At 64.2% G+C, this 22935-nt stretch carries 19 protein-coding genes; 10 read left to right on the top strand and 9 right to left on the bottom strand.

Annotated elements, in window-relative coordinates; translation table 11 throughout:
- The first annotated feature begins 28 nt into the window (after window positions 1-28).
- Entirely contained in the window at window positions 29-1027 is a 999-nt protein-coding gene (locus ACELLULO517_RS08370) for an ABC transporter substrate-binding protein (protein ID WP_227306839.1), read from the top strand.
- 165 nt (window positions 1028-1192) lie between these two features.
- A complete protein-coding gene (locus tag ACELLULO517_RS08365; protein ID WP_227306838.1) occupies window positions 1193-1978 on the top strand; it encodes a hypothetical protein in 786 nt (261 codons plus the stop codon).
- Window positions 1979-2214: 236 nt separating this feature from the next.
- Here ACELLULO517_RS08365 and ACELLULO517_RS08360 read toward each other — a convergent pair whose 3' ends face one another.
- Window positions 2215-4086 carry a DEAD/DEAH box helicase gene (locus ACELLULO517_RS08360; RefSeq protein WP_227306837.1) on the bottom strand — a complete coding sequence of 624 codons (1872 nt, stop codon included), beginning with the start codon at window positions 4084-4086 and terminating at the stop codon, window positions 2215-2217.
- Window positions 4087-4325: 239 nt separating this feature from the next.
- On the opposite strand from ACELLULO517_RS08360, the gene ACELLULO517_RS08355 reads away from it, so the two are divergent.
- From ACELLULO517_RS08355 to ACELLULO517_RS08340, 4 genes are read left to right on the top strand one after another with little or no spacing between them, the layout of a single operon-like run.
- Window positions 4326-4604, top strand: a complete 279-nt coding sequence (locus ACELLULO517_RS08355; protein ID WP_227306933.1) for an exodeoxyribonuclease VII small subunit — start codon at window positions 4326-4328, stop codon at window positions 4602-4604.
- A gap of 26 nt (window positions 4605-4630) precedes the next feature.
- Complete coding sequence (locus tag ACELLULO517_RS08350; RefSeq protein ID WP_319796418.1) at window positions 4631-5542, top strand: polyprenyl synthetase family protein; 912 nt, start codon at window positions 4631-4633, stop codon at window positions 5540-5542.
- Window positions 5543-5548: 6 nt separating this feature from the next.
- On the top strand, window positions 5549-7489 hold the full coding sequence (dxs, locus tag ACELLULO517_RS08345) for a 1-deoxy-D-xylulose-5-phosphate synthase (RefSeq protein WP_227306836.1): 1941 nt from the start codon (window positions 5549-5551) through the stop codon (window positions 7487-7489).
- The gene (locus ACELLULO517_RS08340) at window positions 7489-8421 is read left to right on the top strand and encodes a flavin reductase (RefSeq protein ID WP_227306835.1); all 933 of its coding nucleotides are present in this window, start codon (window positions 7489-7491) and stop codon (window positions 8419-8421) included. Before dxs ends, ACELLULO517_RS08340 begins: the two co-directional genes overlap by 1 nt.
- 161 nt (window positions 8422-8582) lie before the next feature.
- Here ACELLULO517_RS08340 and ACELLULO517_RS08335 read toward each other — a convergent pair whose 3' ends face one another.
- From ACELLULO517_RS08335 to ACELLULO517_RS08325, 3 genes are all read right to left on the bottom strand, one after another.
- Window positions 8583-10406: a hypothetical protein gene (locus ACELLULO517_RS08335; RefSeq protein ID WP_227306834.1), complete on the bottom strand. Its 1824-nt coding sequence runs from the start codon at window positions 10404-10406 to the stop codon at window positions 8583-8585.
- A gap of 77 nt (window positions 10407-10483) precedes the next feature.
- A complete protein-coding gene (locus ACELLULO517_RS08330; protein ID WP_227306833.1) occupies window positions 10484-11194 on the bottom strand; it encodes a MarC family protein in 711 nt (236 codons plus the stop codon).
- Window positions 11195-11204: 10 nt separating this feature from the next.
- Entirely contained in the window at window positions 11205-11912 is a 708-nt protein-coding gene (locus tag ACELLULO517_RS08325) for a MarC family protein (RefSeq protein WP_227306832.1), read from the bottom strand.
- Between the two features lie 120 nt (window positions 11913-12032).
- Here ACELLULO517_RS08325 and ACELLULO517_RS08320 point away from each other — a divergent pair, with 120 nt between their 5' ends.
- A complete protein-coding gene (locus ACELLULO517_RS08320) occupies window positions 12033-12851 on the top strand; it encodes a bestrophin-like domain (RefSeq protein WP_227306831.1) in 819 nt (272 codons plus the stop codon).
- 237 nt (window positions 12852-13088) lie between these two features.
- Here the strand turns inward: ACELLULO517_RS08320 and ACELLULO517_RS08315 are convergent, their stop codons facing one another.
- From ACELLULO517_RS08315 to ACELLULO517_RS08300, 4 genes are read right to left on the bottom strand one after another with little or no spacing between them, the layout of a single operon-like run.
- Entirely contained in the window at window positions 13089-15125 is a 2037-nt protein-coding gene (locus tag ACELLULO517_RS08315) for an ABC transporter ATP-binding protein (protein WP_227306830.1), read from the bottom strand.
- Window positions 15118-16005 carry an ABC transporter permease gene (locus tag ACELLULO517_RS08310; protein ID WP_227306829.1) on the bottom strand — a complete coding sequence of 296 codons (888 nt, stop codon included), beginning with the start codon at window positions 16003-16005 and terminating at the stop codon, window positions 15118-15120. The genes ACELLULO517_RS08315 and ACELLULO517_RS08310 overlap by 8 nt, the downstream gene beginning before the upstream one ends.
- Window positions 16002-16961: an ABC transporter permease gene (locus tag ACELLULO517_RS08305; RefSeq protein ID WP_227306828.1), complete on the bottom strand. Its 960-nt coding sequence runs from the start codon at window positions 16959-16961 to the stop codon at window positions 16002-16004. Before ACELLULO517_RS08305 ends, ACELLULO517_RS08310 begins: the two co-directional genes overlap by 4 nt.
- 27 nt (window positions 16962-16988) lie before the next feature.
- Window positions 16989-18653, bottom strand: a complete 1665-nt coding sequence (locus tag ACELLULO517_RS08300; protein WP_227306827.1) for an ABC transporter substrate-binding protein — start codon at window positions 18651-18653, stop codon at window positions 16989-16991.
- A 375-nt stretch (window positions 18654-19028) separates the two neighbouring features.
- Here ACELLULO517_RS08300 and ACELLULO517_RS08295 point away from each other — a divergent pair, with 375 nt between their 5' ends.
- Window positions 19029-19955, top strand: a complete 927-nt coding sequence (locus ACELLULO517_RS08295; RefSeq protein ID WP_227306826.1) for a LysR substrate-binding domain-containing protein — start codon at window positions 19029-19031, stop codon at window positions 19953-19955.
- Entirely contained in the window at window positions 19952-21100 is a 1149-nt protein-coding gene (locus ACELLULO517_RS08290) for an alpha-hydroxy acid oxidase (RefSeq protein WP_227306825.1), read from the top strand. The genes ACELLULO517_RS08295 and ACELLULO517_RS08290 overlap by 4 nt, the downstream gene beginning before the upstream one ends.
- Before the next feature lie 122 nt (window positions 21101-21222).
- Here the strand turns inward: ACELLULO517_RS08290 and ACELLULO517_RS08285 are convergent, their stop codons facing one another.
- Window positions 21223-21888 carry an alpha/beta hydrolase gene (locus ACELLULO517_RS08285; protein ID WP_227306824.1) on the bottom strand — a complete coding sequence of 222 codons (666 nt, stop codon included), beginning with the start codon at window positions 21886-21888 and terminating at the stop codon, window positions 21223-21225.
- Window positions 21889-22253: 365 nt separating this feature from the next.
- Between ACELLULO517_RS08285 and cysE the strand changes: the two genes are divergently transcribed.
- Window positions 22254-22934, top strand: a complete 681-nt coding sequence (cysE, locus tag ACELLULO517_RS08280) for a serine O-acetyltransferase (RefSeq protein WP_227306823.1) — start codon at window positions 22254-22256, stop codon at window positions 22932-22934.
- Window position 22935 lies beyond the last annotated feature (1 nt).

Genomic DNA, 22935 nt, shown 5'->3' with positions numbered 1-22935 from the left:
TGACCAAGCAATCAAGGAGACGACTTCGATGAAGATCCCGAACTGGCGCCGTTACGCGGGTGCGGCCATGGGCCTGGTGCTGGCGGCGGCGGCTACCGTCGGCGTCGCGAAGCCCGCCGAAGCCGGCAAGTTGCAGCTCTCCATGACCGTCTGGGTCGGCTACGGCCCGATCTTCCTGGCGCGCGACATGGGCTTCTTCAAGAAGCGCGGGCTGGACGCGAAGCTGACGATCGTGAGCGACAGCTCGCTTTCCATGGGTGCCATGGCGGCGGGACAGATTCAGGGCACGGCGGTGACGCTGGACGAGATCCTGAAATATCGCTCGCCGGAATTCTGCTTCAAGACGGTGATGGCGCTGGATGACAGCCATGGCGCCGACGGCATGGTGACGGGTGACAGCGTCAACAGTATCGCCGACCTCAAGGGCAAGACGATTGCCATGAACGAAGGCTCCACCAGCCAGTTCTGGTTCAATTATCTGCTCAGCAAGCAGGGCATGACGCAGAGCGACTTCAAGGTCGTGAACATGACGGCCGATGACGCGGCCGCCGCCTTCATCGCGGGCCGCATCCCCGCCGCCGTGACCTGGGAGCCGAACCTGTCCTTCGTCAAGGAACACAACAAGGGCAAGGTGCTGATCAGCTCGGCTGCCACGCCGGGCGTTATCCTCGACGTGCTGGTGCTGCGGTGCGACACCATCAAGAACGACCCGCAGGATGTGCAGGCGCTGGTCGACGGCATTCTGGAAGCCGTGGATTACACCAAGGCCCATCCGGACGAGGCCTATGCCGATATGGCGAAGAGCGTCGGCGGCTATCTGTCCAAGCCGGCTGATTTCGCCTCCGCCGCCGGTGGCGTGAACTTCTACACCGCTGCCATGAACAAGAGCTATTTCGGCACGCTCGCGGCGCCGGGCCAGGCTCAGGACGTCATGAAGCTCGGCCTGCAGATCTGGGGCAAGCTCTCCACGATCAAAATGCCGATCACCTATCCGGACGTCATCGACCCGTCCTTCATCGACAAATAAGCGCCAGCCGCTCCCACAAAAACGCGCCGGGGAGAAATCCCCGGCGCGTTTTTTATGTGAAAATGCGAGCAAGACCGCGCTTTAAAAATCTACTCATAAGTGCAACAACACAGGCGGATTTGGGGTGCGCCCGTTGTCACATCGTCTCAAGTCATAGAGCCCGCGATGGTGTGGGATGCGGTTAAAACCGCGTGGAGAGATCCACGATGGAGCGAAAAAATCTGGGGCGTTTGTCTGGCCCTGTCGTTCCTCATCTTTGCCATTGTCATCGTCGCGCTCGTCATGGACGCGTTCAGACTTATTGCCTGGACTTTGACGGGCAATAGCGCGGACGAGAAATTCGATCTCGATATTGTCTATGACGTCGCTAACATCCTGATGCCGATCATCACGGTGATCGCGCTTCTCATCGCCTGGAACCAGCTCAGATCGGTGGAGGAGCAACGAAAATCAGCGGAAAAAAGCTCAAAAGGCGAAACCTATATCGGGCTTTTTGAGGGAATGGTTGCTGACTTTCAGGCCATCGAAACGCTGACCCTGGAATTGACCGAGCGCTACATCGTCTATTTCGGCGGAGTGCCGAAGCAGGATGAGCCCGATTCCATCGGCACCTACGTCAACCATATTATCAGGTCATGGCCTGCAAACTATCCGTCGATGCTTGCCTTGCGGCAATTTCTTCTCAGGCTCGAAAATTTAGGGTTTCTGGCGCGCAAAGACTATATCGCCATGGATGATGTCTTTGGCGTGCTTGAAGGTCCGCTGCGCGAGACGCTTCGGATCTACGGGGTCTATATCCAATCCCTGAAGGATGACTCTAAACCAACGCCGCAATCGCCGGATGAAGAAGGGCGGCGGTTGGAGCATGCTCATTGGCTTCTAGCGGAGACGATCGACTACGAACCGAAGGTGCTGTTACCGCGCGCGAAGCGCCGCCTGCCGAATAGCTGAACTCAGCGCGGCGGCGGCTTCGGCATCTGGAAGACGGGCGTATAGCCAGAGGTTTCCCTCATGATCCCCATTCCTTCTCTGCTGCGTCTTGTCGGGCCAGCGTCACCGCAGCATCGACATCACGCTCCGCATGCTATTCCATTCAAGGCGTGGAATCAAACATAACGTGAACATCGGCTATGTCGAGTGCTGGGCTTCGCGTTGAAGCCCAGCCTCGATCATTGCTTGGACGTTCCTCAGCCCTTGGCGCGGGTGCGGACAGAGCGGTTATAGCCGCCACCAGCACCCGGGCCCTTGCCGAAGCTGGGCTTGCGGGCGGCGTAATCCGGACGGTCGCCGCTGGGGCGATCGCCATCGCGGCGCGGCGGACGGCTGCTGCGGTTGAAGTCACCGCGCGGGCGGGGGCTTTCCGCCGCCGGCGGGCCGTCGGCATGCTCGATACGGATTTCGTTGTCGCCGGCTTCGCCGACCGAGGCCATGAAGGCTTCGGAGGCCGCCGCGCTGATCTGGAACCGCGTCTCATGATCGGTGATGCGGATCGCGCCGACATCTTTTTTGGTGACAGTGCCGAGGCGGCAGATCAGCGGCAGCAGCCACTTCGGATCGGCCTTTTTGCTGCGGCCAACGCTGGTGCGGAACCACACCATCGGCTCGCCGGCATTCTCATAGAAATTCGCGCGCGGACCTTCGCCACCCTGATCGGGGGCGCGGTCGAAATTGCGTTCGCGGCGTTCGCTGTAGTCGCGCGGCGCCTTTTCGCGGTCGCGCTCGCGGAAGCCGGGACGGGCCTCCTCGAAGCCGGGACGCGCGCCTTCGATATCGGCCGGCGCCGGCAGGGACTGGCGGCGCACACGAATGAAGGCAGCAGCCATGGCTTCGGCGCCGTAACGCTCGGCCATCTGATAGGCCAAAGCCGCGTCATCCTCGGCCGTCGGCTCGGAGATGATGGCGTCGTTCAGAAGGCGCTGCTGGTCCTGCTCGCGAATTTCCGCGGCCGAGGGCGCCGTGCTCCACCGCGCCGTGATGCCGGCGGTGTTGATCAGCATCTCGGCCCGGCGGCGACGCGAATGCGCCACCATCAGCACGCAGATGCCCTTGCGACCCGCACGGCCGGTGCGGCCGGAACGGTGAAGGAGCGTTTCCTTATTCGTCGGCAGATCGGCGTGGATGACGAGGCCGAGTTCCGGCAGGTCGAGGCCGCGGGCCGCGACATCGGTCGCGACGCAGACGCGGGCGCGGCCGTCACGCACGGCCTGCAGCGCGTTGTTACGCTCCTGCTGCGACAATTCGCCGGACAGCGCCACGGCATTGAAGCCGCGTGCGTTCAGCGCATCCGTCATGGTGCGCACGCCGTCGCGACGGGCGCAGAAGATGATGGCCGGGCTGTCGATCAGGCGCAGCGTGTTCACCGTCGCCGCTTCGACCAGGCTCGGGTCGATCTTCATGGCGCGGTATTCGATATCGGCATGCGGCTGGCTGCGGTCGACGGTGTCGATGCGCAGCGCGTCCTTCTGGAAGCGGCGCGCCATATTCGCGATTTCACGCGCGATGGTCGCCGAGAACAGCAGGGTGCGACGCTCGGCCGGGGCCGCGTCGAGGATGAATTCCAGCTCCTCGCGGAAGCCGAGATCGAGCATCTCATCCGCTTCGTCCAGCACGACCACACGCAGTTGTGAGGAATCGAGCTGACGGCGCTCCAGATGGTCCTTCAGGCGGCCGGGGGTGCCGACCACGATATGGGCACCGCGCGCGAGCGCACGGGCCTCGGTGCGGGCATCCATGCCACCGACGCAGGACACGATGCGGGCGCGGGCCTCGGCATAAAGCCAGGTCAGCTCAGCGTGAACCTGCTGGGCCAATTCGCGGGTCGGCGCGATGATCAGGGCCAGCGGCGCGCCGGCCTGGGGCAGATGCTCGGCACCGGCGAACAGCGTCTCGGCGAAGGCAAGGCCATAGGCGACCGTCTTGCCAGAACCGGTCTGGGCGGAGACAAGCAGGTCCCGGCCGGGTTCAGCTGCCAGAATAGCGGCCTGGACAGAGGTCGGTTCGGAATAGCCGCGAGCCTCTAGGGCCTGCGCCAGAGCGGCGTGGGGGGTCGGAAAGGGCATATTGGTTTCGGGGATCCACCAGCAAAAGAAGCGCGTCATAGACCAAAGCGTCAGCGTTTCGCGACCTTTTCCGTAACAGGGGAGGCGTGCGTCAGGCACTGCCTTGTTTTAGTCACATCCCTGGTTGCCTGCTGCGCCGGCGGCCGGCCGGTCAGGAGGGGTTGGCGCTCTCGGTGCAAAAGGATTACGAGAATGGTCATGTTGCATTCCCGGCTCTGTTCGCGCGAGTGGATTTCCTGATGTCCGCTTCGTCCGCTTCCGATTCTACGCTGTCCGCTGCTTCAGGCGCTGTCAGCGATGTGTCTCATCTGTCCTTCGAGGAGGCCTTGGCCGAGCTCGAAAAAATCGTCCGTGGCCTGGAAAGCGGACAGCAGAAACTGGAAGAGGCGATCACCGCTTTCGAGCGTGGCAGCCAGCTGCGCCGCCATTGCGAAGCGAAGCTGGCCGAGGCCGAGACGCGAATCCAGGCGATTGTCGAACGGGCTGATGGCGCGCTGACCACCCGGCCCGTCGAATGAATGATTTTGAACAAAATGGAACGCGGATGCAGGTAGTCGGAAGCGAGCAGGCGACAAAGCTCGCCGAGGTCATGAAGAAGCGGGCGCAGGAGGTCGAGCGGGCGCTGGACGTTCTGCTGCCGCTGCCCGAAGGGCCGGAGAAGCGCCTGATCGAGGCTATGCGCTACGCCGTGCTCGGCGGCGGCAAGCGGCTGCGCGGCTTTCTGGTCATGGAAGTGGCGAGCCTGTTCTCGGTGGCGCCAGCCTGCGCCGCGCGCGTGGCTGCCTCGGTCGAGATGCTGCACGCCTATTCCCTGGTGCATGACGATCTGCCGGCGATGGATGATGACGACCTGCGCCGTGGCCAGCCCTCCTGTCACAAGGCTTTCGACGAGGCGACGGCTATTCTGGCCGGTGATGCGCTGCTGACCCGCGCCTTCGAAGTGCTGGTCGATGTCGACACGCATTCCGATTCGCAGGCGCGTTGCGAGCTGGTGGCCGCCCTTGGCGCCGCTTCCGGCGCGCGCGGCATGGTCGGCGGCCAGATGATCGATATGCTGTCGGAAGGCCAGGACCTGTCCGGCGCCGAGGTCACGCGCCTGCAGGCGCTCAAGACCGGGCGGCTGATCCAGTATAGCGCCGAGGCCGGCGCCATTCTAGGTCGCGCGCCTTCCCACCAGCGGCATCTGATCGCGGCTTTCGGCCGCGACCTCGGGGCCGCTTTCCAGATTGCCGACGATATCCTGGATACCGAAGGCACGGCTGAAGAAATCGGCAAGACCGCCGGCAAGGACGAGGCCGCGGGCAAGGCCACCATGGTTTCGATCATGGGGCTGGAACAGGCCCGCGCGCATGCGTCGATGCTGGCCGAACAGGCGGCGAACTATCTCTCCAGTTTTGGAGAGAAAGCCGCCAATCTGGTCGCGCTTACCGATTTCGTGGTTTCGAGACGGAGCTGATTGCCCATGCCCCCGCATACCCCCTTACTCGACCGCGTGACTTATCCGGCCGATCTGCGCAATTTCTCGGCCGAGCAGTTGGCGCAGGTCGCGGAGGAACTTCGGGCCGAGGTCGTCGACACCGTCTCGGTCACCGGCGGCCATCTTGGCTCGGCGCTGGGTGTGATCGAACTCACGGTCGCGATCCATGCCGTTTTCGATACGCCCAATGACCGGCTGATCTGGGATGTCGGCCATCAGGCCTATCCGCATAAGACGCTGACCGGCCGGCGCGACCGTATTCGCACGCTGCGCCAGCCGGGCGGCCTGTCCGGCTTCACGCGCCGCAGCGAAAGCGAATACGACCCTTTCGGCGCTGCCCATTCCTCCACCTCCATCTCCGCCGGTCTCGGCATGGCGGTGGCGCGCGACCTGAAGGGCGATGATCCCGACAAGCAGATCATCTGCGTGATCGGGGACGGCTCGATGAGCGCGGGCATGGCCTATGAGGCGATGAACAATGCCGGCTCGATGAAGAGCCGGCTGATCGTCATCCTCAACGACAATGACATGTCGATTGCGCCGCCCGTGGGTGCCATGAGCGCCTATCTGTCGCGGCTGATCTCCTCGCGCTCCTTCCTCAACCTGCGCGATCTGGCCGCCAAGATGGCGAAGCGTTTCCCGCGCTCGATCGAGCGCACGGCCAAGCGCGCCGAGGAATATGCCCGTGGGATTCTGACCGGCGGCACGCTGTTCGAGGAACTGGGCTTCTATTACGTCGGCCCTATCGACGGCCATAACATGGACCATCTTCTGCCCGTGCTGCGCAATCTGCGCGACCATGAGGAAGGCGGCCCGGTCCTGCTGCATGTCGTGACGCAGAAGGGCAAGGGCTATGCCCCGGCCGAGCAGAGCCCCGACAAGTATCACGGTGTGACGCGTTTCAACGTCGTCACCGGCGAGCAGGGCAAGGCACCGCCGGGTCCGCCGAGCTATACCAAGGTCTTCGCCAAGGCGCTGATAGCCGAAGCCGAAGCCGATCCGCGCATCGTCGCGGTCACGGCGGCGATGCCGACGGGCACCGGTCTGGACAGCTTCGGCAAAAGGTTCCCTGACCGCACCTTCGACGTCGGCATTGCCGAGCAGCATGCGGTGACTTTCGCCGCCGGCATGGCGACCGAAGGCATCAAACCCTTCGTTGCCATCTATTCCACCTTCCTGCAGCGCGGTTACGATCAGGTCGTGCATGACGTGGCGATCCAAAGCCTGCCCGTGCGCTTCGCCATGGATCGTGCCGGCATGGTCGGCGCCGACGGCCACACCCATGCCGGTGTCTATGACCTTTGCTTCATGGGCTGTCTGCCCGGCATGGTGGTGATGGCGCCCTCCGACGAGCTGGAGCTGATGGATGTGGTGGCGACGGCTGCCGCCATCGACGACCGTCCCAGCGCCTTCCGCTACCCGCGCGGCGACGGTTTCGGGCTGGATCTGCCCGCGCGCGGCAAGGTTTTGGAACTCGGCCGTGGCCGCGTGATGCGCGAAGGCAGCAAGATCGCGGTCCTCGCCCTCGGCCCGCGCCTGTATGAGGCGATGAAGGCGGCGGACGAGCTGGCCGCCCGCGGCTTCAGCACCACGGTCGCCGATGCGCGCTTCATGAAGCCGCTGGATACCGATCTCATCACCCAACTGGCGCGAAACCATGAAGTTGTCATCACGATCGAGGACAATGTCTCTGGCGGCTTTGGCTCGGCCGTGCTGCACTACATGGCCGTTTCCGGCCTGTTGGATCGTGGAGTGAAGGTGCGTCCCATGGTGATTCCTGACCGGTTGATTGACCACAACACGCCGGCCGCTCAGTCGATCGAGGCTGGTTTGACGGCCAAGGATATCGTCGCGACGGCACTGACGGCGCTTGGCGTGGCCGACGCGTCCGGCTCCACGTCCTCCGGTTCAGCGGTGCGCGCCTGATGTCCAAGACAGCCCCCGTCGACAGCGCCCGCATGTTCCGCAATGCGCTGGGTTCCTTCGCGACCGGCGTCACCGTCATCACCGCCCGCGCGGCGGATGGCGCGGATGTCGGCGTCACCGCCAATAGCTTCAACTCGGTCTCGCTCGATCCGCCGATGATCCTGTGGAGCATCGGCAAGAACTCCTCCAGCCTCGCTGCCTTCATGCAGGCGGAAAACTTCGTCGTGCATATCCTGGCGACTGATCAGGAGGCGCTTTCGGGCCGTTTCGCGAAATCGGGCACCGACAAGTTCGCGGGTATCGAGGTCGAGCGTGGCCAGGGTGATGTGCCGATGCTGAAGGGCTGTGCGGCGCGCTTCCAGTGCCGCACGGCGTTCCGGCACGAAGCCGGCGACCACTATATTATCGTCGGTGAGGTCAGCGATTTCGACCATGACGATCATGCGCCGCTCGCCTTCCATGGCGGCCGCTACGGCATGTTCGTGCGGAATGACCCCGCCGTGCCGGGTCAGGCGCCGGCCGAGGAAGCGCTGCTATCGGAATTGCTGGTGCGTGCCGAAGACGGGCTTATCCGCCAGATCGAGGACGAGCTGAGCGAGGCCGAGATTTCCTTGCCTGAGTTCGAGGTTCTGCGCAGCGTTTCCGACAGCGTGCTGAACGTCGAAGAGCTGGAGGAGATGGCAGGCCCCGGCCTCGACACCACGATTCTGGTTCTGGTCGAAGACCTGGCCGAGCGCGGCTATCTGGACGCGCCGAAGGGCGGCCCCATCACGCTGACGGAAGAAGGCGAGGCGGCGCTGCAGGGCGTGACCTTGGATATCGAGAGCATCGAGCAGGCGGCGCTTTCTACTCTCTCGCCGCATGAAGTCGCTCTGTTCCGTCGCTTCCTGGCCAAGATCGTCCATAGTTTCGAGGACGAGGCCGAGGGCTGAGGCTTTCGGCAACCGCTCTTCTCTCCTGTCATCCGCGCACTTGTTGCGCGGACCTACCCTCCGCCGCGCCACATCGGCGTCTGGGCGCCGGAACGGGTAGACCCGCGGCACGAGGCCGCGGGCGACAGATTTGGGTCGTTTCCAACTAGACCAGACGGACTCTAATTCGCCGACAGGTGCAAATTCAGCGCCGCCTGCGCGGCATGAAGGTCGGCTCCGGTGAAGGACCCGACCGCCACTGGCGCCGCCGGGGCCGCTGTCAGGGTTAGGGTCTTCGGATCGCTCAGGAAGTTCGCGATCTGCACCCCGGCATCAGCCTGACCCGGCACCAGCGCGGCCGCGAAGAAGGCCGCTGCGGCGCGCGCGCCGTCGGTGATCTCGGCCGGGGTTTTGCCCGCCTGTTTCGCCATCATGGCGGTGATCCGCTGCACCAGGCTTTCATTGCTGAAACTGATGCGGAAGGCACCGATGCCCGTCTGGCCGAGCGCCGCGGCGAAATCGTCGTTCGCCGGCAGGCTGCGGGGCAGATTGGTGAACTGGCCGCTCAAGCTGATGCTGCCGAGGCCTGCGGCGGAGAGCTTGGACGCATCGAGATGCGTATCGCCGCTCGCCTCGTCGTAGCTGCCGCGCTCGGAGAAGGAGAGCACCAGCGGGTCGATGCCGAGCGGCTGCAGCAGCTTCTCCAGGTCAGGCGTCGCCACGGCCGGAATGCTGAGGCCGTTCAGGGACATATCTGTCTGGACGGGCGTGCCGTAGGTGACGCTGTCCTTCAGATCCTTCAGCGTCACCGTGCCGCCATTGGGCAAGGGGGCGCTGAGACCGGCGATAGCGAGACTGGAGAGCTTCAGCCCGCCATTCTGGGCCGTGGCGACCAGGTCACTGAGCGAGGCATCCGCCGGCGCATGCAGCAGGGCGGTCGCATTCAGGCCGCTGAACTCGAAATGGCCCAGGCTGGCGGTGGTCTTGCCTTTCTCCTGCACCGTGACATGACCGATGGCGAAGCGGCCGACGGCCCCATCCGAATAGCCGGTGAGTGCGACGTGATTGATGATCGCTGTCGACGCGGTGCCGCTGTCCTGAAGCGTGAGGTTGACGACAGTCGCATTGCCGATGCCGATGGCGGCGGCCGCATCCCGCGCGAAAGCAGGGGTTTTGACGGTCTCGGGCATCGGGGCGGCGGCAAAGGGCCGACCTGTCAGGGTATCGAGCGTCAGATGATCAAAATGGCTGTCGCGTTGCCGGCCCTTGGTGGTGAGATTGGCAATCTCCAGATGGCCAAGAAGCGGGCGCGGCGCGGTCCAGCTTTCTGCGTCCGGCGTATAGCGCGCCGGGTTGAAGACACGGTCGAGCCCGTCGAGATCGACGGCCGTCGCCGCCGCGTTCTCGATCGTATTGCCATGGCTGTCCGTATAGTGGTTGAGGCTGATTTGCCGCAGCTGGCCGGTTTGGTAATCCGTGAGCGACAAGGCGACGACGCTCATGCCCTGATCGTCGCTGATCGTATTGGCGAGAAGCGACCCGACCGCGACGGGCGTGCCGTTCTCCGGCGCGATCAGCCAGCGCGGTGTGCCGGCGGGCGCCGGGATGCCGGGCGCCAGGATCGACACATTTTTGGCCGAGGCATCGCCGATTTTGATGTGATGGGCCCCGCGCCAGACATCGATGCCGACGAGGGTGACCGTGCTGGTGCGATAGGGGGTTTCGACCGTGCCGTTGCCGGAGACATGGTGCAGCACCACCTTTTGGACCGCCAGTTGCGGCTGGCCGGCCCGGGCGACGGACAGGCCGGACATCCGCAGCGTCTGCGTGAACAGGTTGTAGTGGAGATCGTCATAATGACCGGTGGTTCCGGCGGGCAGGGCGGCGAAGGTCTCATTCACCCGGACGCGGGCCTGATGCTCGGCCCAAAGCTGGGCGCCGCCGGCCGCCACAGCGACAAGCACAATGAAGGAGGGGATCGCGATGCGTGCTTTCTTGAACGGCACTGTCTTGGCTCTCCTGCGGTCTGGGCTCCTCTTCTCCACGGGGCAAGGCATGGGCGCAAGGGGCTGGGCGTGACGGTTCAAGGCACCGCGTGAATCGCACTCTGCACGAAAGGCACCAGCATCGCCTGCAGGCCGAGGGCGATGATCTGCACGCCGATCGAGAGCAGCAGCAGTGCCACCAGCCGTTTCACGGCGCGGGATCCGGCGGGGCCCAGCACGCGGCCGATGACATTGGCTGAGCGAAACAGAAGCACGATGATCCCGCAGACGATCAGCGCCGCCAGCGAGACGCCGACCAGATAGGGCGTGTGCAATCCGGGCGGTGTGGCCGCGCCGAGGGTGATGGCGACCGAGATCGCGCCCGGTCCCACGACCAGCGGCATCGCGATGGGGAAGAAGGCGAAATCGGCCGCCGATGGTCGCGCCGCGGCCGCTTCCTCCGCGCCGTCGTCTGGCGGACCGGTGGCTGCCTCCTCCTCCGAAAAGAGCAGGCGCCAGCCATTGGCTGCCACCACCAGCCCGCCGCCGACTTTCAGGGCCGGCAGGCTGACACCGAAGAAATGCAGAACCGGCGACCCCGCCCACAGGGAGGCGAGCAGAAAAAGTGCGGCATAGAGGCCGACGCGCGCGGCAATGGCGCGCCGCTCGGCATGGCTGCGGTCCGCCGCCATCTGGCTGAAGATGACGGAATTGCCGAGCGGATCGGTGATCGAAAACAGCGCCGGGAAACCCAGCAGCAGGCCTTGCGGCAGGGTGGAAAACGCGCCGAGGGCGGAAAGCAGCTGCATGCCCGGTCCCTCAGCCCTTCGCGGCCGCGATGATCGGCAGCAGCAGCGTCTCCACGCCCCCCGCCACGATCTGCACGCCGATGCATAGCAACAGCAGAGCGAACAGCCGGGTGATGGCGCGCGCGCCGGTGCGTCCGAACAAGGGGGCCAGGCGGTCGGCGAAGCTGAAGATGATCCAGATCGTGATCGCCATGACGACAGCGGCCGTGCTGAGCGCCAGAAGATAGGGCAAGACCGAGCCGTGGGTGGGCCGGTCGGCGCTCAGCGTGATGCAGACCGATATGGTGCCTGGCCCGATGGTGAAGGGAATGCTGACCGGAAAGAAGGCGATGTCGTTCACATTCTCGGCCGCAACCGTGCGGCCGTCCTGCCGCACTTGGCTTTGCTTCTCGACCTCGCGCTTTTCCGGCGTATGCAGCAAATGCCAGGCGCCGACGGCGATGATCAATCCTCCCGCCACCTGCAATGCGCCGAGCGATATGCCGAAGAAATTCAGCACATAGGAGCTGACCCAGAGCGAGAAAAGCAGCAAAGCGAGCGAATAGAGGCCGACGCGCCGGGCCAGTCTCATCCGCTCGGGATGGGTGCGATCGGCGGTGATCTGGCCGAAGATGATGGCATTGACGACGGGATTGACGATCGCGAACAGCGCCGAAAAGGTGAGCAGCACCGTGTGATAGAAATCCGCGTCCGCGAGCGGCAGGATGATGGTCGGCATCCGAGCTCCCTGTCGTTCCAGTGCCGCATTATCAAGGCTGGATCGGTCTTCGCGGTCAAGGTAACGCGGCGATCCCGTTTCCCGTATGATGCGGGTGGATTGTTGAATAGGGGACGGCCGATGCTGACAGGCTTTGCGCAATGGTTGTGCCTGATGCCGACGGCCGCCGCCGTCGCGATCGCCGTGCTCGGTTCGGCGGCGCTATCGGTGGGCGTCCTGTTTGTGGCGCATGCGATCATTCCGCATGGGCTGCGCAGCCAGCATAACGACCTCGCGGGCTTCGTGCTGGCGATCGTCGGTGTCATCTACGCCGTGCTGCTCGCCTTCATCGCGGTTGCGGTCTGGGAGAGTTACGCCGATGTCGGCAATCTGGTGCAGACGGAAGCGAATATGGTGGATGATCTCTATCGGGACACCATCAGCCTGCCGCCCGGCCTGGCGCTTGAGCTAAGGCAGGACCTGTTCAACTACGCCGAAACGGTTGTGCAGAAGGAATGGCCGCATATGGAAGCGGCGATGCCCGCGCATCTCAAAGGCTGGCGCATTCTCGACAGTTTCCACCTCGCGCTCGTCGGCTATAAGCCTGCGGACGGGACGGGATTGGCGGCGCAAAGCACGATGCTGGAGACATTGCGCAAGCTGTATGATGTGCGGCGCGGGCGCTTCCATGCCGCCGAATCCGATCTGCCGGCGGTCGTCTGGTGGAACCTCACCATCGGCGCCGGCATCCTGATCACCTTCAGCTGTCTGTTCGGGGCTGCACGCCTGTCGATGCACGCGGCCATGGTCGGGCTGCTCGGCGCCTCCATCGGCCTCGTGCTTGTCGTCATCGTGCTGCTCGACAATCCCTTTCTCGGCTCAAGCCATGTCTCGGTCGAGCCCTTCCAGGCGCTGACCATGGCGGTGGAGACGATGGATTATCCGAAACCGGGGCAGTGAGGGGCGGAGAAAGCCAGCCTAAACCTGCACATCCCTGGGTCAGGATTGGAGATGAGGATACAAGGCGGCTTTTGTTGTCTTGTCGCCCGCGGACTTGTTCCGCGGGTCTACCCGCTGCGGCGCCTGGCCGATCGCGTGCCTGCAAACTCGGGTAGATGCGCGGGTCAGAGCCCGCGCACGACAGATTTGGGGGCGCTTCCGATCAAACCTGACAGACTGTAGAAAGCGCCCTTTACCTCAAGCCTCGATCGTCACCGCCCGTCCCATCTGATCCAGGTCGAGATGGCAGCGGATGCCGTGGTCGCCCTCGCGCTGGACCAGTTCGGGCTCCGTCGTCTCGCAGATGGTGCCGATCTTGCGCGGGCAGCGGGTGTGGAAGACGCAGCCCGAGGGTGGGCGCATGGCACTCGGGATCTCCCCCTTCAGTCGCAGCTGACCGCTGGCTTCCTCAGCCGCCGAAGCCGCCATCAGGCTCTCGGTATAAGGATGATGTGGCCCGTTGAAGACGGCCTCCGCCGGGCCGATTTCCATCAGCCGGCCCAGATACAGGACGGCGATCCGGTCCGAAATATAGCGCACCACCCGCAGATCGTGGCTGACGAACAGGTAGCTCACGCCTTGTTCCGCCTGCAGATCGGCAAGCAGGTTGAGGATCGCGGCCTGCACCGAAACGTCCAGCGCCGATGTCGGCTCATCGCAGACGACGATGCGGGGGTCACCGGCGAAGGCGCGGGCGATCGCGACGCGCTGTTTCAACCCGCCGGAGAGCTGGCGCGGCCGCATGGGCAGATAGCGCTCCGCCAGCCGGATATGGCTCATCAACCCACGGAGCTTGTCGGCCAGCGCCGCACCGCGATAGCCGCCGAGCTTCTTCATCGGCCGGCTGATGATGCCGCGAATGGTCTGGCTGCGGTTCAGCGCCGCATCCGGGTTCTGGAAGACGATTTGCAGCGCCTCCAACTCGGCCGGCTGCCGCGCGGTCGCCAGATGCGCCAGCTTCTGGCCGTTCAGCTCGATGATGGCGTTGGGGTCCGGAGGCGTCAGGCCCATCAACAGCTTCGCGAGCGTGGTCTTGCCGCTGCCGGATTCGCCGACCAGTCCCAGCGTTTCACCCGGCCAGATTTCGACCGAGACATCGCGCAGGGCGTAGACCGGCGCCGCGGCATTACCGAAGGTCTTGCTGATATTGTCGGCGCGGATCACGGGCCGGAAGGCCGGGACCTTTTTGCGGTCCGTCGGCGGCGCGGGGGGCGTGGTGCGCGGCAGATCGGGCGCCTGTTCATGGAAATGGCAGCGGCTGACCCGGCCTTCCGACACCGGGATCAGCGGCGGCTCGGTGGTGCGGCAGATATCCTGCGCCAAGCCGCAGCGCGGCGCGAAGACGCAGCCCTTAACGTCGGCGAGGCTGGTCGGCAGGAAGCCCGGAATGGTGTCCAGCCGGGTCTGATGTTTCGACAGGCCCGGCCTTGGCAGGCAGCGCAGCAGCCCGACCGTGTAGGGATGGCGTGGTTGGCTGAAAATCTCCCGCGTCGGGCCTTCCTCGACCAGCGTTCCCGCGTAAAGCACGCCGACACGCGCGCACATGCGGCGGATGACGGCAAGGTTATGCCCGATGAACAGGACGGAACTGCCCATCTCCGCCCGCAGGGTCTCGATCAGGTCCAGCACCTCGGCCTCGACCGTCGCATCCAGCGCCGTTGTCGGCTCATCCAGAATGAGCAGCGTCGGGTCGACGGCGAGCGCCATGGCGATGACGACACGCTGCAGCATGCCGCCCGAAAGCTCATGCGGATAGCGGCCCATGACGCGTCCGGCATCGACGATGCGCACGCGGTTGAGGATAGCCTCGACCTTGCCCATGCGCTCGGACGCCGGCACGCCGGCGACCTCGAAAACCTCGGCCATCTGCGCGCCGATGCGGATGGAGGGGTTCAGCGCGCGGCCAGGGTCCTGATAGACCATGGAAATGCTGCGCGTGCGGAACTGGCGCAGCGCCTCGCCCTGCATCGATAGCGCGTCGGCGCCGCCGATATGGATGGAACCCGTGCGCACGCGGCCGTTATCGGGCAGGTAGCGCGCGACGGCCAGCGCCACGGTCGACTTGCCGCAGCCGGATTCCCCGACCAGGCCGAAGGTCTCCCCCTGGCCAATCCGGAAGGACAGGCCACGAATGACCTGCCGGTCGCGACGGCGCACCCGATAGGCGATGTCGAGGTCGCGCACGTCGAGTGCGGCGGCGGTTGCGTCCTGCATGGGGGTCAGAGCGTCAAGCATCGATCACCGATTGCACACCATCTGCTGTCAGGTTGACGCCGACGACCAGGCTGCCGATGGCGATGGCGTAGAACAGCACCGTCCACCAATAGCCGCCGCCGATCAGGCCGTAATTCTGCGAAATCGACAGCCCCCAGTCGGGCGAGGGCGGTTGAATGCCGAGGCCGAGGAAGCTCAGCGAGGCTACGGTGAAAATCGCGTAGCCCAGACGCACCGTCGTCTCCACCAGGATCGGCGGCAGGATATTGGGCAGGATTTCGACGAACAGGATGTAGATCGGCTTCTCGCCGCGCAGATTGGCGGCGGCGACATAGTCCAAATCCCGTTCGCCGAGCACCGCCGCGCGCACCGTGCGCCCGACGATCAGCCCGAAGGAGAGGCCGATGACGACGATCACCGTGGCGTTGGAGGCACCGAGCGCGGTGATGACCAGCATGGCGAGGATCAGCAGCGGCAGCGCCAGGAAAGCTTCGACGATGCGGCTGATGACATCGTCGGTCAGGCCGCGCGCATAGCCGGTGACGAGGCCGAGCACGGTGCCGACCAGCGTGCCGAGCAATGTGGCGAGCGGTGCCACGATCAGGATATCGCGGGAACCCACGATGACGCGGGAAAAGACGTCGCGGCCGAACTGATCGGTGCCGAACCAATGATCAGACGCCGGCGGCGTCAGCGTGTTCAACAGATTGGTGTCGTCAGCGCCGTAAGGCACGATCCAGGGTCCGACGATCGCCATCACCACCCAGAAGATCAGGATCAGCATGCCAACGACGAAGGGCGCGGAGCGCAGCAGCATGGAGATGCGTTCGCGCGAGATGCGCTTCGGCGTTTCCATGGCCTGTTCGGGGGCAGGTGCCCCCACGGTCATCTCTGCGCTCATCGGCTGCCTCCGAAGGAGATGCGCGGGTTGAGCGCGGAATAGAGAAGGTCAGCGATCAGATTGACGCTGACATAGACGGTGCCGATGACAAGGATGCCGGCGGCGAGCATCGGGAAATCCTTCGCCTTGGCGGCCGAGAAGATCAGGCTGCCGATGCCGTGGTAGTTGAACAGCGTCTCCACCACCACAAGACCGCCGATCAGATAGCCGCATTGGGTGGCGATGACGGTGATGGTCGGCAGCAGCGCATTGCGCATGACATGACGCCAGATGACCTGGCGACGGCTGAGGCCCTTCAGCACGGCGGTGCGCGTATAGTCGGAGTTCAGCGCTTCGATCATGCCGGCGCGGGCCATGCGCGCGATATAGCCGAACAGGATCATGAACAACGGGATGGAGGGCATCAGCAGATAATAGATCTGCGTCACCGGCCCGGCATGATGCGGTGCGGTGCCGGTCAGCGGAAAGATATGCAGCCAGATGCTGAAGACCATGATGAAGACGATGCCGGAGACGAATTCCGGCACCACGGTCGCGGATAATCCGGCGATGACGATGGTGCGGTCGATCCAGCTATTCGCCTTCAGCGCCGCCACGATGCCGCCCAGAATGCCCAGCGGCACGACGAGGACGAACGCGATTGCCGCAAGCTTCATGGAATTGAGCATCGCCTGGATGACGAAGGGCGCGACCGGCTCGCGATAGGTATAGGACATGCCCATATTCCCCTGCACCATGCCGGTGATCCAGCTCCAATATTGCACGAGCAAGGGACGGTCGATGCCAAGCTGATGGTTCAGCGCGGCGACCGCGCGCGCATCGGCGAAGGGGCCGAGGATCGCGCGCCCGACATCGCCCGGCAGGATCTGGCATCCCGCAAAGACGATGATACTCAGCAGCAGAAGAGTGACGACCGCCAGGACAAGCCGGTAGAAAATCGCGCGATAAAGACCCATGCTGGCAGTCGCCTCCTAACTCTATCTTCAGCTTTGGCTGATGCTGACCGTTTGCAGGAACAACCGGTCACCGACGGGCGAGACGCCCGAGACGGCCTTCGAAGTCGCATACAGGAAGTTGTAGAAATAGCCGAAGATGATCGGCGTCTCATCCAGCAGCAATGTTTCGATCTTGCCGGACACCGCCTTCTGGCCGGTCAGATCGAGCGCCTTCACGTAATCGGTGACAAGCCCGTCATAGGTCGGGTTCTTGAAGCGGGCAGCATTCCAGGTGCCGGTGCTGGTCAGCGGCGCGTTGAGGAAGACGTTCGGCACGCCGCGATTGCCGTAATCGGTAATGCCGAGCGGCACGTCCAGCCAGTCGGACTGGCCGGGCACGGCCTTGCCGTAATAGGCGTCCTGGCTTTCGATATGCAGCTTGATGTCGATGCCGATCTTCTTGGCGAAGCTGGCGATCAGAACCGCGTAGTCGGGGATTTCCAGGAACTGTTCGGTCGTCAGCGTGACGGAGAAGCCATGGCCGACGCCCGCCTGTTCCAGCAGGTCGCGCGCCTTCTTCAGGTCGATCTCGCGCTGCGGCACGGATGAGTCGGTGGACGGGAAGGCCGGGCAGAAGGGGCTGTCATTGCCGACATCGGCATAGCCCTGGAACAGGCCCTTCACCAGCGCCTTGCGGTTGATGGACAAAGCCAAAGCCTGACGCACGCGCTTGTCTTTGAACGGGCCGGCATCGCATTGCATATGGACCTGCTCATGCGCGCTCGACTTGCAGCGGATGACCTTGAACTGCGGGTCATGCAGAATGGCGCGGCCGGCCGCGACCGGCATCTGCGCCAGCATATCGACCTGACCGCCTTGCAGCGCCAGAACCTGCGGCTGCATATCCGTGTAGAAGGTGAATTCCACGCGATCGAGCAGCGCCTTCGGACCCCAATAATCGTCGTTGCGCACGAAGGAGCAGCCGACCTTCGGGATATATTTCTCGATCTTGAAGGGGCCCGTGCCGACGAAGCTCTGCTCGAAACCGCCGCTGTAGTTCGCGGGCAGGATGACCATGTTGTAGTTGTCGGAGGAGAGCGTATAGGGGAAATTGCCGTTCGGCGCGTCGAGATGGAAAGCGACGGTATAGTCATCAACCTTCTTCGACGCGCCGGGCGACAGAACGCCCTTGAAGGCCGACAGCGCGTTGGATGCGTTCTTCGGGTTGACCAGTCTCTCTACGCTGTTCACCACGGCATCCGCATTCATCGGCTCGCCGTTCGTGAACTTCACGCCCTGGCGGAGTTTGAAGGTCCAGACGGAACCGTCCTGATTGGGCGACCAACTGGTGGCCAGCACTGGGCGCAGCGTGGAATCCGGGTTGAGCGCGCAGAGGAAGTCCGCCGTCTGGATCAGCAGGGTCAGACCGCCGTCATCGGCGATGGTCACGGGGTCGATGGCGCCGGACGGTACCGTCATCGCGATGCGCAGCGTGCCGCCGGGCGTGCCGGCCGCGCGCGCCGGGCGCGTGCTGGCCATGCCCATGGCGCCACCCAGCGCGCCGAGCAGCGGCAGCGACAGGCCGAGCCGCGTGCCATGCCTGAGGAAGCCGCGACGATCGACCTGGCCCGCGAGGGCGTTGTCCATGAGATCGTTTTCGACCTCTGAAAGGTTTCGGCGGACGGCAGAGATCAGCTTATCGCTCTTGGACATTGCACCCTCTTGGTAAGGCCCGGTCAAAAACGGCGGGAAAGCGGAAGAACTTCGGTGTTAGGTAATTCACGCTGAGCGCCTATGCGCTGCTGGAATAGGATCACGGCCGGAAAACCCGCCGTTGTCAATTCGTGTGGCTCGTGCTCCTGGCAAGACGCGAAAAAGTCGAAAAAGATGGCGATCAGGGCCGGCCTTTGGCCGATGTCGAAAGCAAGGGACAGCAAGGATGATGCCAGATGAATTTTTGCTCAATGATCTGGCAAAAAGGAGGAGGCTCCCAAGGCTGCTAAGCTCCCTTGCACGATCGCTAGGCAAATGCCTAGACAATATCGGAGCGTGCCGGCTGGTGCGATATGGGGTGGTGGGTCGTAAGCAATGGCGGTGATTGATCGGCGCTGGCTGCCGTTGAACGCCCTCAGGGCGTTCGAAGCGGTCGGCCGTCAACTGAGTTTTACGGGTGGCGCGCAGCTTCTGCATGTCTCGCAGTCTGCGCTCAGTCGCCATGTCGCGTCGCTGGAAGACCTGCTCGGCCGGCCGTTGTTGGAACGCCGTCCCTCGGGTCTTGCGCTAACCCCGGCCGGCGCGGCACTTCTGCCCGTGGTGCGCAAGTCCTTCGACCGGCTGGAGGAGGTCATGAACGACATCCTGCAGGAGGAGGCAGGCCGGCAACGCCGTCTGCGCGTGCATATGCCGCCGAGCTTCCTGCATCAGGTGGCGCTGCCGATCCTGGGCGATTTCCGGCGTGAGTTCCCCGATATTCTGATCGACGTGTCGAGCAGCCTCGGCACCGGCCTGCCGCCGACCGAGGTCGATGTGGCCGTGGTCTATGACCGGCCGCAGGGCGGCGATACGGTGCGCGATCTGCTGTGGTCCGTGCGCGGCAGTCCGGTCTGCGCGCCCGCCGTGGCGGCTCAGGCGGCGGACCTCGCGCTGCCGGATTTTCTGGCGCGTCAGGAATTGCTGCATGTCAAACTGCCGGGCCAGCCGATCGGCGCGCATTGGACGCATTTCGCCCGCGCCCAGGGGTTTTCGCTCGATACGGCGCGGGGCATGGCTTTCGAAACCGTCACGCTGGCCGCGCAATACGCCATGGCGGGGCAAGGCGTCGTGCTGGCCGATATGGATATGTTCGCTGCCGATATCGCGGCCGGGCGTCTGGTCGCCCCCTATGAGGCGGTGTCCGAGGACGGCTACGGTTATTATCTGGCGCTCCACCCTGAAGATCTCGGTGATCCGGCGATCAGCGTGTTTCGGTCCTGGATGATTGCGCGCCTGGGGCGCGGCGGGCGGAAGGCTTCATGAAGGACTGCCATAATATCGCCGACCTCCGCCGTATGGCGGGACGGCGCCTGCCGCGCATTTTCTCGGACTATATCGATGGCGGTTCGCATAGCGAGCTGACGCTGGGGGCGAATGAGAGCGATTTCGCTCGCTGGCGCCTGCGCCAGCATGTGCTGCGTGATGTTTCGACACGCGATCTTTCCGCGACCTTTCTGGGCGCCAGCCACGCCTTGCCGCTGATGCTGGGGCCGATCGGTTTTCTGGGCATGTTCGGCCGTCGCGGCGAAGTGGCGGCGGCGCGGGCGGCTGGCGCTGCCGGGATACCAAGCTGTGTCTCGGCTTTCGCCATCCGCCCGATCGACGAAGTGGCGCGGGAGAATCCGGCCAGCACCCTCTACTCCCAGCTTTACGTGCTGCGGGACCGCGCGCTGACCGAAACACTGATCGCCCGCGCCGAGGCCGCCGGGGCGGCAGCGCTGTTCCTGACCGTCGATACCGCCGTGACCCCAGTGCGGGAGCGTGACGCCCGCAACGGCTTCCGCAATCTCACCCGGCCGACGCTGGGCCAGTGGTGCAATATCCTCGGCCGCCCATCCTGGTGCTGGGCCATGACCCGCGACGGCAAGCCTGAGGTGGGGCATGCCCGTGCCGCTGGTTTCGGCCGGGGCGTCATGGAACAGGCGGGCAATCTGGCCCGGCAGATCGACCCGGGCTTAAGCTGGTCCGATGTCGATTGGCTGCGCCGGCGCTGGCCGCGCAAGCTGGTGATCAAAGGGATTCTGGAGCCTGAGGATGCGCGGCGCGCGTTGGACGCCGGGGCGGACGGCATTGTGGTTTCCAACCACGGCGGCCGGCAGCTGGACGGCGCGTCCTCCACCATCATGGCCTTGCCGGCGATTGCCGAGGCTGTGGCTGGCAGGATGGATGTGCTGGTCGATGGCGGTTTTCGTCGCGGCTGGCATATCGCCCTCGCTTTGGCGCTCGGTGCCTCGGCTGTCTCGGTCGGCCGGCCCTATGCCTGGGGATTGGCCGCCGGCGGGGAGGCGGGCGTCGCGCGCGCCATCGCGCTTCTGGCGGGCGAACTCGACTCGACTTTGGCTTTGATGGGCCTCAGCAGCGTCGCGGAGCTGCGGGCAGGCGGCGGCAGCCTGGTTCACTTCAATTGACTGCCGTTTATGCTGCAGTGCGGCAAATCGTTATTTATGTAAAACGAGTTTCCTGAAAATGCAAAACCGGATGGCGCAAGCCTGCGCCATCCGGTTTTGCAAAGCCTGATCGGCGAAAAGCCTCAGTCGGCGGCCAGCGCCATCTGCTTACGCGCCATGGTCTGGCGGACGTATTCTTCCATTTCGGTGCCGACGCGATCGGCGTAATTCGCCATCACGTGGTCCGCACCTTCATAGACGCGATAGTCGATCGAAACGCCCTTCTGGGTGTTCAGCTTATCGACCAGCTTCCGCACGCCGGGCTCGGCCACCATTTCATCGGCATCGCCGTGGATCATCAGCCCGCCGGTCGGGCAAGGGGCCAGGAAGCCGAAATCGTAATGGGTCGCGGGCGGGGCGACGCTGATCCAGCCCGAGATTTCCGGGCGGCGCATCAACAGCTGCATGCCGACGAAGGCACCGAAGGAATAGCCCGCAATCCAGAGACCGCCGGAATTCGGGTTCACGGACTGCATCCAGTCCAGCGCGCCGGCGGCATCGCTGATCTCACCAATACCGCCGTCATAGCGGCCCTGGCTGCGGCCGACGCCGCGGAAATTGAAGCGCATCACGGAGAAGCCAAGGCGCTGGAAGCCCTGGAACATGGAATAGGTGATGCGGTTATTCATGGTCCCCCCATGCAGGGGGTGCGGGTGAAGAACGAGCGCCAGGGGGGCGCCCGTGTCCTTGCTGTGGTGGTAGCGGCCTTCCAAACGACCGTCAGGGCCGGCGAACATCACTTCAGGCATGGGCTCAAAACCTATCTTCGATAGCGATTGGGCCTCCCGGTTGCCCGGGCGGCCTTACAACTCAGCCCCTTCGATAAAGGCCCGCCTCCGCAGCTGCATCCTAATTCGTAAGCAATTCCTTCAATTCGCTGGTACCGAATGCCAGCCATGCCGCGCCACCATGGTGATGCGACACTCTACGAGGAGGCTGACAGGCGACGAGCGCAGCCTGAGCGATACGCGATGGCATCACCGCCCCAGGCATCAACGCGGGAAAGCGGAGGAAGGTATCAAGGGATAGCAGCTGCCCCGGCAAAGCCTTTCTTATGTCGAGGACAAGCATGATAATAAGGCGGCAGGCTGCCGAATTCATATGGAAATGTCGCATGGCCTTTATGTTTCTACGGGAAAGCATTGCTGCCTATCGTGAGAAGGACCCCGCGGCCCGGTCCTCGGCGGTGGTTCTGTTCTGTTATCCTGGCCTGCATGCCGTTCTTTGGCATCGCTTCGCGCAGCGCTTGTGGCGGGCGAATTGGACATCGCTGGCGCGCTTCACCGCCCATATCAGCCGCTGGCTGACCGGTATCGAGATTCATCCGGCGGCTAAGCTCGGCCGTCGCCTGGTCATCGACCATGGCATGGGCCTGGTGATCGGGGAGACGGCGATCGTGGGTGACGATGTCACCTTGTACCATCAGGTCACGCTCGGCGGCACCAGCCTCACCCATGGCAAGCGCCACCCGACTATCGGCAATAACGTCATTATCGGTGCCGGCGCCAAGATCCTGGGCGATATCCTGGTCGGCGACGGTGCGCGCATCGGCGCCAATGCTTTGATCATCAAGCCTGTGCCCGCCGGCACCACCATGGTCGCCGCTGCCGCCAATGCGCTGGACCGCGTGCGCGCCAAACCCTGTTTCGACGCGTACGGCACGCCCTGCTCGGAAATGGCGGTCGATCCCTTGCTGCGCGACATCGAAAGCCTGCGCGCGGAATTGGCGGAGCTTGAGGCGCGCGTGGGCAGGCTGGCCGGCGCCCGCGCGTCCCGGCTGGAACCGGCTGACTGAT

Origin of the sequence: Acidisoma cellulosilyticum, assembly GCF_020621385.1 — a bacterium.
Taxonomy (GTDB): domain Bacteria; phylum Pseudomonadota; class Alphaproteobacteria; order Acetobacterales; family Acetobacteraceae; genus Acidisoma; species Acidisoma cellulosilyticum.
This window is presented reverse-complemented; position numbering and strand designations above follow the sequence as displayed.

What these genes read in the sequence shown, in the direction of transcription:
- ACELLULO517_RS08355 (WP_227306933.1), top strand. Translation starts at nt 4,326, where the DNA reads ATGTCCGCTTCGTCCGCTTCCGATTCTACGCTGTCCGCTGCTTCAGGC.
- ACELLULO517_RS08315 (WP_227306830.1), bottom strand. Translation starts at nt 15,125, where the DNA reads ATGCTTGACGCTCTGACCCCCATGCAGGACGCAACCGCCGCCGCACTC.
- ACELLULO517_RS08330 (WP_227306833.1), bottom strand. Translation starts at nt 11,194, where the DNA reads ATGCAGCTGCTTTCCGCCCTCGGCGCGTTTTCCACCCTGCCGCAAGGC.
- ACELLULO517_RS08310 (WP_227306829.1), bottom strand. Translation starts at nt 16,005, where the DNA reads ATGAGCGCAGAGATGACCGTGGGGGCACCTGCCCCCGAACAGGCCATG.
- ACELLULO517_RS08290 (WP_227306825.1), top strand. Translation starts at nt 19,952, where the DNA reads ATGAAGGACTGCCATAATATCGCCGACCTCCGCCGTATGGCGGGACGG.
- ACELLULO517_RS08360 (WP_227306837.1), bottom strand. Translation starts at nt 4,086, where the DNA reads ATGCCCTTTCCGACCCCCCACGCCGCTCTGGCGCAGGCCCTAGAGGCT.
- ACELLULO517_RS08350 (WP_319796418.1), top strand. Translation starts at nt 4,631, where the DNA reads ATGCAGGTAGTCGGAAGCGAGCAGGCGACAAAGCTCGCCGAGGTCATG.
- ACELLULO517_RS08320 (WP_227306831.1), top strand. Translation starts at nt 12,033, where the DNA reads ATGCTGACAGGCTTTGCGCAATGGTTGTGCCTGATGCCGACGGCCGCC.
- ACELLULO517_RS08365 (WP_227306838.1), top strand. Translation starts at nt 1,193, where the DNA reads ATGGTGTGGGATGCGGTTAAAACCGCGTGGAGAGATCCACGATGGAGC.
- ACELLULO517_RS08295 (WP_227306826.1), top strand. Translation starts at nt 19,029, where the DNA reads ATGGCGGTGATTGATCGGCGCTGGCTGCCGTTGAACGCCCTCAGGGCG.
- ACELLULO517_RS08370 (WP_227306839.1), top strand. Translation starts at nt 29, where the DNA reads ATGAAGATCCCGAACTGGCGCCGTTACGCGGGTGCGGCCATGGGCCTG.
- ACELLULO517_RS08340 (WP_227306835.1), top strand. Translation starts at nt 7,489, where the DNA reads ATGTCCAAGACAGCCCCCGTCGACAGCGCCCGCATGTTCCGCAATGCG.
- dxs (WP_227306836.1), top strand. Translation starts at nt 5,549, where the DNA reads ATGCCCCCGCATACCCCCTTACTCGACCGCGTGACTTATCCGGCCGAT.
- ACELLULO517_RS08325 (WP_227306832.1), bottom strand. Translation starts at nt 11,912, where the DNA reads ATGCCGACCATCATCCTGCCGCTCGCGGACGCGGATTTCTATCACACG.
- ACELLULO517_RS08305 (WP_227306828.1), bottom strand. Translation starts at nt 16,961, where the DNA reads ATGGGTCTTTATCGCGCGATTTTCTACCGGCTTGTCCTGGCGGTCGTC.
- ACELLULO517_RS08285 (WP_227306824.1), bottom strand. Translation starts at nt 21,888, where the DNA reads ATGCCTGAAGTGATGTTCGCCGGCCCTGACGGTCGTTTGGAAGGCCGC.
- ACELLULO517_RS08300 (WP_227306827.1), bottom strand. Translation starts at nt 18,653, where the DNA reads ATGTCCAAGAGCGATAAGCTGATCTCTGCCGTCCGCCGAAACCTTTCA.
- cysE (WP_227306823.1), top strand. Translation starts at nt 22,254, where the DNA reads ATGGCCTTTATGTTTCTACGGGAAAGCATTGCTGCCTATCGTGAGAAG.